Origin of the sequence: Nocardiopsis sp. JB363 (genome assembly GCF_900143625.1) — a bacterium.
Classification (GTDB): domain Bacteria; phylum Actinomycetota; class Actinomycetes; order Streptosporangiales; family Streptosporangiaceae; genus Nocardiopsis.
The window spans coordinates 46,567-54,951 of record NZ_FRFF01000001.1; the positions used below are offsets into that span (position 1 = coordinate 46,567).

Annotated in this window: 7 protein-coding genes; 3 read left to right on the forward strand and 4 right to left on the reverse strand. The window is 69.3% G+C overall.

All coding sequences use genetic code 11. From position 1 onward, the window contains the following. Positions 1–167 precede the first annotated feature (167 nt). A complete protein-coding gene (locus BQ8420_RS00230) occupies positions 168–1,793 on the forward strand; it encodes a TIGR02391 family protein (RefSeq protein ID WP_160049257.1) in 1,626 nt (541 codons plus the stop codon). 10 nt (positions 1,794–1,803) lie between these two features. On the opposite strand, the gene BQ8420_RS00235 is transcribed toward BQ8420_RS00230, so the two are convergent. The 4 genes from BQ8420_RS00235 to BQ8420_RS00250 all read right to left on the reverse strand — a co-directional run bounded on the left by BQ8420_RS00235 (position 1,804) and on the right by BQ8420_RS00250 (position 5,589). After that, positions 1,804–2,598: an SAM-dependent methyltransferase gene (locus tag BQ8420_RS00235; protein WP_087095745.1), complete on the reverse strand. Its 795-nt coding sequence runs from the start codon at positions 2,596–2,598 to the stop codon at positions 1,804–1,806. 34 nt (positions 2,599–2,632) lie between these two features. Continuing rightward, positions 2,633–4,096 carry a nitronate monooxygenase gene (locus tag BQ8420_RS00240; protein WP_087095746.1) on the reverse strand — a complete coding sequence of 488 codons (1,464 nt, stop codon included), beginning with the start codon at positions 4,094–4,096 and terminating at the stop codon, positions 2,633–2,635. Between the two features lie 116 nt (positions 4,097–4,212). Next, positions 4,213–4,578 carry a cupin domain-containing protein gene (locus BQ8420_RS00245; RefSeq protein ID WP_087095747.1) on the reverse strand — a complete coding sequence of 122 codons (366 nt, stop codon included), beginning with the start codon at positions 4,576–4,578 and terminating at the stop codon, positions 4,213–4,215. A 120-nt stretch (positions 4,579–4,698) separates the two neighbouring features. Further along, positions 4,699–5,589, reverse strand: a complete 891-nt coding sequence (locus tag BQ8420_RS00250; protein ID WP_087095748.1) for a LysR family transcriptional regulator — start codon at positions 5,587–5,589, stop codon at positions 4,699–4,701. 133 nt (positions 5,590–5,722) lie between these two features. Between BQ8420_RS00250 and BQ8420_RS00255 the strand changes: the two genes are divergently transcribed. Together BQ8420_RS00255 and BQ8420_RS00260 are read left to right on the forward strand one after the other, a co-directional pair. Continuing rightward, on the forward strand, positions 5,723–6,907 hold the full coding sequence (locus tag BQ8420_RS00255; RefSeq protein WP_087095749.1) for a CaiB/BaiF CoA-transferase family protein: 1,185 nt from the start codon (positions 5,723–5,725) through the stop codon (positions 6,905–6,907). Positions 6,908–6,926: 19 nt separating this feature from the next. Further along, a complete protein-coding gene (locus BQ8420_RS00260) occupies positions 6,927–8,222 on the forward strand; it encodes an SLC13 family permease (protein WP_087095750.1) in 1,296 nt (431 codons plus the stop codon). The last annotated feature ends 163 nt before the right edge of the window (positions 8,223–8,385 follow it).

Below are 8,385 nucleotides of genomic sequence, written 5' to 3' on the forward strand. Positions count from 1 at the left end.
GACGGCGGCGACATCATCCAACGCCTTGTCGAAAGCGGTAATTCGAACTGACTTTCGTACACCCCGGAGAGAACGATCAGCATTGATCCACAAAGGACACGGTCCTCACCAGGAATAACGGGGTAGTCCGATATATGTGGCAATGGATGAGCGGGCAAGGAGTACCGATGAGGCTGACCTTCGACCCGATGACGATCGAGCACCTCGGCTTCAAGATGTACTCCCATCTTCCGAACGCACTCGCGGAACTGGTCGCCAACGCATACGACGCCGATGCCACACGGGTCCGCGTCGTACTCTCCGACACTCCCGAACCCACGGTCACCGTGCACGACGACGGCCATGGAATGAGCCCGGACGACCTGGAACACAAGTACCTCAGGATCGGTCGGAACCGAATCCGTGCGGGCGATTCCCTTTCCGAATCGGGTCGCCGCCGGGTGGCGGGCAAGAAGGGCCTGGGCAAGCTCGCCCTGTTCGGTATCGGTCTCCAGGTGACGGTCCGGACCAAACGCCGGAATTCCGATTCCTGGACCGTCATCACCATGGACTGGAACGAGATGCTGTCGGCTTCCGGCGTCTACGAACCCAAGACCTGGGCGGATCCCGGGTCGGCAGACGAACACGGCACTTCGGTGACCATCTCGTCACTCAAGCGAAAGACTCCAGTACAGCTGAAATCGTTGGCGACCAGCCTCTCCCGGTTGTTCAACTACGTCGACGCCGGATTCCGCCTGGACGTTGAGTCGGCCAACGGAGCGATCGTCGAGGTCACACGCGAACTGCGCTATTCCGACATCGAGATCGAGACCAGGTGGAAGGTGCCGGACGATCTCGAAGACCGCGAGGAGCTCCGCCACGCACCGTTGATCGAGGGACAGATCTTCGCCAGCGTTCGGCCGTTACGCCAGGAACTGCGCGGAGTCACCCTCTACGTGAACGGTCGTCTGGCCAACGATCCGGAGTATTTCGGTGTCCCCGAATCGAGTTACGCGTTCTCCTACCTCACCGGCTACATCGACGCCGACTATCTCGATGATCTTTCAGAAGACGTGATCTCGACGGACCGACGTTCCATCACCTGGGAACTCCCGGAGCCGACCGCACTCCGGAACCGGCTGGAGCGGATACTCCGCGAGGTCGGGCGACGCAGGCGTGAGACACGACGCTCCGCCCAGAGGAACCGCATCAAGGAGACACTCGACGTCGATGCCGACCATTGGACCGGGACGATCCGCGGCCCTGAGTCGGGTGCCGTGGGAGACGTACTCGAAGTGCTCACCTCACCCGACAGCGACATGTCCGACGACGATCGACGCAGTGTCGTCGACGGGCTGCGACGGATCGCCCCGGAGTACGCCGACCTCCACTGGCGGCACCTGCACCCTTCGCTCCAGCAGGCCTGCGAGTCCGAGTATCGGGACGGCCACTACCTCGCCGCCGTGGTCGAGGCGATCAAGCGCTACGTCAACGACATCCGTCGGATCTCGGAATTCAATGACAAGGACATGGCCGTGCTCCAACGTGCCTTCGCGAACGAACCCGGGTTGGACGTGTTGCGACCGTGGCTGCACCTGAGCCTCTCTCCGGAAACCCAGGTGAACATGCGGTCATGCCAACGCGACCTGTCGGTCGGCCTCCTCTCGGGCTTCAGGAACCCCATCGCCCACGAGGAGCGGGTCATCCTGGAGGGCGAGGGGGTGTTCACCTATCAGGACTGTCTCGACGCCCTGAGCATCCTGTCCCACCTGCGCCGAAGGCTCGACGCGCTCGACGACGGTTCTCAGCGGTGAGGGCCGGCGTCTACCGCTTGCGGGCGAGGCCGCAGAACTCGTCCATCTCGCGGGCCTCGCCGACCTCGACGAGTCCGGGGTGCCACAGGGGGCACGAGACCACGCCGGGCTCGACGAGTTCCAGGCCGTCGAACAGGGCGGTGATCCGCTCCGGGGTGCGCAGGTGGTAGACGGCCGATCCCGCCTCGTTCCAACGGCGCACCGCTTCCTCCATGCCCTCGCCGGTCACGGCGCTGGTGCTGTGCACGATCGCCAGGTGGCTGCCGGAGGGCAGCGCTTCCATGAGGTGATCGATGATCCGCTTGGCCGCGTCGTCCTCGCCGACAAAGGGCAGCACCCCGAACAGGGTGATCGCGACCGGTCGTTGCAGGTCCAGGGTCCGGGCCGCGTTGGCCAGGATCGTGGCCGGCTCGCGCAGGTCGGCGTGGACGTAGGCGGTCGCCCCTTCGGAGGTACCGGTGAGCAGCGCGCGGGCGTGGGTGAGCACGAGCGGATCGTTGTCGACGTAGACCACTCGGGCGGCCGGGTTCGCGGTCTGGGCGACCTCGTGGGTGTTGTTCGCGGTCGGCAGGCCGGTCCCGATGTCCAGGAACTGGTCGATGCCCGCCTCCTCCACCAGGTGGGTGACCATGCGGGCCAGGACCGCCCTGGTGGCGACGGCGATGTCGACGATCTCGGGCAGGACGGCGACGATCCCGTCGCCCGCCTCTCGGTCGACGGGGTAGTTGTCCTTGCCGCCCAGCCAGTAGTTCCAGATCCGGGCGGAGTGGGCCCGCGAGGTGTCGATGGGGGGTGGGGAATCCATGGGGGGACCGTTCTTCGAGGGGGTCTGGTCCGGCTCATCCTAGGGGCGTGCGAGGGCGGCCCTCCTCCTTCGACAGCAGGTAGTCGACGACATCGGCGGCGGAGAAGTCCGTGCCTACGTGGCGCAGCAGGTCGGGGAGGAAGTCCAGGTCCTGGCCCAGCGTGAGCAGCGGGGGTTCGACGTAGCCCCCGGGGCGGTTCTGGTGCAGGCCCACGTTGGCGGTCAGGGCGTTGCACAGGCAACGGCGGCCGTCCGTGTCCTCCTTCTCCCCGCCCTTGCGGACGTAGGTGTCGACGGGTTCGGCGGGGCAGCGGTAGCCGATCGTGCCGTTGTCCTTGCGGAACGGGGTGCGCAGGTAACCGAGGTCGCACAGTCGGGGCCGCAGCGCGAACTCCCCCTCCTCCGACAGGGTGTCGGGCACCCGTGCGACCTTGAACGGGAAGCCGGTGGGCGAGGCCAGGGGGTCGTTGCGCACCTGAAGGGTTCCGGCCGCCCCCTGGGCCAGGAGGTTCCGCCGAAGGTCGGCGGTCAGTCCCGACTCCCGGGCCAGCGCGAAGACGGTTCCCGCCTGTACACCCGCCGCGCCCTCGCCGCGCGCCGCCGTCAGCCCCCCGGGTGTGGCCTGGCCGCCGGCGAGCCAGAAGGGAAGTCCGAGCGCGGCGACCTTGGCGACGTCGATCGCGTCGCGCGGTCCGTACACCGGCTCGCCCTCCTCGCTGAGCCCGTTCCGGCGCCGTGGCGGGGCGCTGTGGCCGCCGGCCCGGTGGGTCTCCAGGACGAACCCGTCGGGCCGGGTGGTCGGGGAACGGTGCAGGTACTGGGCGAGCACCGTGGAGGCGATGATCGCCAGGAAACGCGGTCGAAGGAGCCGCTCGGGTGCGGGACCGGCCAACCCGGTCGGGTCGAAGGTCACGGTGTGCCGCTCCTGCGAGCCCTCCACGGCGACCGCCAGTTCGGTCGCCGAGTGCGCGCTCAGGGCGTCGAGCAGCCCCGGGATCTCGCCGGGGATGCCCGCGCCCATCAGGACGTGGTCGACCCCCGCCAGCATCGCCCCGTAGGCGGCGGGCTGGGTGGCGAGCTGGATCTTCTCCATGTAGTTGACACCGACGGGTCCGTCGTGGCCCTCCTTGGCCAGCCACACCTCGACGAAGTTGCCCGCGACCGTGAGTTCGTCGCGGGCCCGGTGGGGGCGCAGTCCGAGTCGGGGCACCGGGCGGAACGGGCTGCCGTCCGGTATCCCGCCGGGCACGAAGTACCGGTCGAGGATCCGGGAGACCACCCCTTGGTCGGGGAAGCGGGCCAGTGCCCGGCGCATGTCCCCGTCCGGGTCGCCGAGTTGGAGTCGGCGGGCGAGCTGGGCGTCGAGGGCGACCCCCGAGACCACGCCGAGCTGGCCGGTCCGCGCGACGGCGCGGGCGAGCCGCCATCCGGACACCCCGACCCCCATGCCGCCCTGGATGACGGCGGGAAGTACGCCGGTGGTGGAACCGGTGGGCATGGTGGACACTCCTGCGGGTGGGAACGGGCGGTCCGACCAGCTTCGTCCCGGGACGGCTCGGAGGCGAGGGGCCCTCCGTCCCCACCGCCGGCGCGGAAGGTCCCCTCATGCGTGGGTCACCTCTCCCCCGCGGGCTCCCTCCGCACGCTCAGCAGGAAGACGCTGTCCTCCAGGGCCGTCACGGAGTGGCGTTCGGGCGGGATCGGCACGATCTCCCCAGCGGTGAGCTCCCACTCACGGCCCTTCCCGAACAGTCGGATCCTGCCCTCCAGCACCTGCAGCGTCGCCTCCGGTGGGCTGTCGTGCTCGGCCAGCTCGGCGTCCTTGAGCAGCGCCAACGCGGTCTGGCGCAGCAGGGAGTCCCGGTCGCCGTACACCGTGGTCGCGGCGCGATTGGCGTGCGCCTCGCGTGCCTTGCCCAGCAGGTCGCCGGCCAGGGTCCTCAGGTCGATCGTGCCGTTCGGTCGCGCGTGGTCGCTCATCGTGTTCTCTCCTCGGGCACCGCTCCGCGGCGCCCCGTGGTCACTCTCGGTTCGCGATAGGAGTTTATACAACTGGGGTTGGAAAAAATAGGACCCGTTCCACCACCCACGGAGATTCCGTCAGGTGTCGGCACCGGTGAACTCTGCGGCCCGCTCCCGCACGAGACCGCGGACGATGAGCGCCGCCGGCGAGGGCCGACCTTGGGAGCGCTGTACGAGACAGATCCGGACGGGTTCCGCGCCACGGATCGGGATCCAGCGCAGTCCGGGCACGTCGCCGGAGGTGTCGAAGCGCGCGAGCACGCCGATGCCCGCCCCGTGACCCACCATGACCTTGACCGACCGGGCCGACATCGTCTGCACGACGACGTCGGGGTCGGCGACGTTGTCGCGCAGCCGCTCCCACATCACCGTTCCGGCGCGCATCGTGACGATGGGCCACGTGGCGAGGTCGTCCCAGGCCAGTTCCTCGCGCCGGGCCAACAGGTGGTCCGTGCGCACCACCAACCCCAGGGGCGCGGACAGCAGCGTCGAGCGGCGCAGCCCCGCCGCGGCCGGTGCGGCCGGGGCCGAGATCACCCCGAAGTCCAAGTCGCCGTGCAGCACACGGCCCTCGATGTCGCCGGAGGAGGTCTCGGTGACACCGAAGCGCAGGTCGGTGTGTTCGGCGCGCAGGCGGGCGACCACCGGCGCGATGAGGGTCTCGACGACGACGGAGATCGCCCCGATCGCCACCCGCCCCTGGTAGGACCCACCCGATTCCGTGGCGGCCCGCAGGGCGGCGTCCTCGGCGGCCACCAGGCGCGCCAGGGGTTCGATCATCGCCTGCCCGGCGTCGGTGGGGCGCACGCCCTGGCGGCTGCGGGTCAGCAGCACCACGTCGAGTTCCTCCTCCAGGAGGCCGACCTGCTCTCCGAGCGTGGGCTGACTGACTCCACAGCGCGAGGCGGCCGACCGCAGGGAACCGGTCTCGACCGCCGCCAGAAAGTATCGTGCACGCTCGACTCGCATCGCGCCACCCTAACGGGTTCACCTATCACCCGTCGAAGGTGCTCCCGTCTTCCATGCAGGTACCCCCAAGGTTCATGATCGACGCACGTCATCGCATGAACCAGATCACACCCCAGGTGGAAGGAAATCCCTCATGGCCTCCCAGCCACTCGCCGGGATCACCGTGCTCGACCTGTCCACCATCCTGGCCGGTCCGCTCGCCGCGACACTGCTCGGCGAATTCGGAGCCGAGGTGATCAAGGTCGAACAACCCGGTACCGGCGACCCGGCCCGCCGCTACCCGCCACTGGACGGCGACACCTCGGCGAGCTGGACCCTGCTCGGGCGCGGCAGGCGCAGTGTCACGCTCGACCTGCACCGCCCCGGAGCGGCCGAGATCGTCGGACGTCTGGCGCGCGAGGTCGACGTGGTGGTCACCAATTTCCGTCCGGCGACGCTGCGGCGGTTCGGCGTCGACTTCGACGACCTGCGCGCCTACCGTCAGGACCTCGTGATGGTGCACGTCAGTGCCTTCGGCCGGACGGGACCGTACGCGGACCGCCCCGGTTTCGCCCGGGTCGCCGAGGGTTTCGCCGGTCTGACCCATCGGACCGGGTCCCCCGACGGTCCACCGACCTTCACCGGGTACCCGGTGGCCGACGGTGTCACGGGGATCTACGCCGCGTTCGCCACGCTGTTGGCCCTACGCCAACGCGACCAGACGGGAGAGGCACAGCTCGCCGACATCCCGCTCTACGAACCGTTGCTCCGGATGATGGAGGACTTCGTCGTGGACTACAGCGTGACCGGGCACAGCGTCCAGCGCCAAGGCAACCGGAACCCGCACATCAGCCCCAACGACATGTACCGCACCCGCGACGACCGTTGGATCGCCCTGCCGGCCTCGACCGACCGCATGTGGGAGCGGCTCGTCCAGGTGATGGGAGCCCGGGACCTGGCCGTCCACTCGACGATGGCGGCCAGGGTCGAACACCGGGACGAGATCGAGGGGCGGGTGGCGGCGTTCGTCGCCGAGCACGACGCCGCGGAGCTGCTGGCCCGGCTGGACGAGGCCGGCATCGCCGCCGGACCCGTCAACTCCGCCGAGCAGGTGTGCGCGGATCCGCACATCCGGGAGCGCGGCTCGATCGTCGAGGTCCAGGACGCTCACGGGCGCGACCGGCTGGTCCAAGCCCCCGCCGGGCGCTTCTCCGGATTCGAGGGAAGCATCGGCCGCCCCGCGCCGGAGCTGGGCGAGCACACCACCGAGGTCCTGAGCGACCTGCTCGGTATGACCGGAAGCGAGATCGACGACCTGCGCCACCGCGGCGTCGTCTGAGCGAAAGGGACCTCCCCCCGTGACCATCGCCGACCTCTCCATCGTCGTCCTACTCCTCCTCTTCGCCGCCACCGCGTTGCGCGGCTTCAACCTCGGATTGGGCGCCTTCGCCGCCGCGTTCCTCATCGGCACCGCCACGGGGATCCCCTCCGAAGAGGTCACGGGGTTCTTCCCCGCCGACTTCTTCATCCTGATCGTCGGTGTGACCGCGCTGTTCACCGTCGCCAAGATCAACGGCACACTCGACTGGATGCTGGACGGGCTGCTGCGACTGGTCAGGGGCAAAGTCCTGCTCGTGGCCCTGGTCCCGTTCGTCTCCGGGGCGCTCCTGGCGGCCTTCGGGACACTTCCCGCGGCGGCCACCGCGATCGTCGCGCCCATCGCCCTCGGGCTGTCGGCGCGCTACGGTCTTCCCCCGTTGATGATGGCCGTCCTGGGCATCATGGGCATCCTCAGCGGCCTGTTGTCGCCCCTGGCCGTGTACGGCGTGACGGCCCACCAGCAGAGCGCCTCGATGGGGCTCGGCATGCCCGACCACGCACCGGTCACCCTCCTGGCCGGTTCCCTGCTCGCCGGCGTGGTCGTCTGCGCGGGAGTACTGACCGTGACCCGTCTCCTCGGCGCACTGCCCACGAGCCGGAGCCTGGCACCGGCCGGCGGCCACGCGGGGCCCGCCGGTGGCGGTGTCGGCGGCTCGGCCGGCACCGGCCCGGACCCGGCCCAGGTGCCCGACCCACTGGTGCGCGTGGTCACCCTCGGTGGCATGGCCGCCGTCCTCGTCCTGTCGGTGGGCTTCGACATGAACATCGGCTACCTGGGCGTCACGGCGGCCTGCCTCCAGCTCGTGATCCTGCGCATCGACCCCACCCCGGCCGTGGCCCGCATGCCGTGGGGCATCGTCCTGCTGATCGGCGGGCTGCTGACCTACATCGGTGTGATGCAGGACCTCGGCGCGTTCGAGCGCATCAGTGACCTGCTCACGATCGAGGGTTCGGCGATGCTGACCCTGCTCCTGCTGTGCTACATCGCGGGGATCACCTCGTTCGCCGCGAGCTCGATCGCCGTCTTCGTCACGGCGATGCCCCTGTTGCCCGCGGTCGTCGAAGCGGGGGTCTCCCCCATCGGTGCCATCCTGGCGGTGGCGTTGTCCTCGGTGATCGTCGACATCAACCCGCTCGGCATCACGGGCGGGCTGATCCTCGGCGCGGCCCCGGAGGACACACGACCGGCCCTGTTCCGTCAGCTGCTGCTGTACGGACTGGTGTCGGTCGCGGTCGGTCCGTTGATCGTCTGGGCGGTCTTCGGCTGGTGGTGAGCCCTACCCGGTCAGGAGGTGGGTATCGGGTCCAGGAGCTACGAAAGTCCTGGCCCGCCGCCGATCGGACCGGTCTCCGTCTCCTCCTCGGTGAACAGCAGGGCCCGTAGGCGCCATCCGCCGTCGGGGCAGGGACCCGCGCTGACCTCACCACCGGCCAGAG

Coding starts and splice junctions, on each gene's coding strand:
- BQ8420_RS00245 (WP_087095747.1), bottom strand. CDS start 4,578: ATGAGCGACCACGCGCGACCGAACGGCACGATCGACCTGAGGACCCTG.
- BQ8420_RS00235 (WP_087095745.1), bottom strand. CDS start 2,598: ATGGATTCCCCACCCCCCATCGACACCTCGCGGGCCCACTCCGCCCGG.
- BQ8420_RS00230 (WP_160049257.1), top strand. CDS start 168: ATGAGGCTGACCTTCGACCCGATGACGATCGAGCACCTCGGCTTCAAG.
- BQ8420_RS00255 (WP_087095749.1), top strand. CDS start 5,723: ATGGCCTCCCAGCCACTCGCCGGGATCACCGTGCTCGACCTGTCCACC.
- BQ8420_RS00240 (WP_087095746.1), bottom strand. CDS start 4,096: ATGCCCACCGGTTCCACCACCGGCGTACTTCCCGCCGTCATCCAGGGC.
- BQ8420_RS00250 (WP_087095748.1), bottom strand. CDS start 5,589: ATGCGAGTCGAGCGTGCACGATACTTTCTGGCGGCGGTCGAGACCGGT.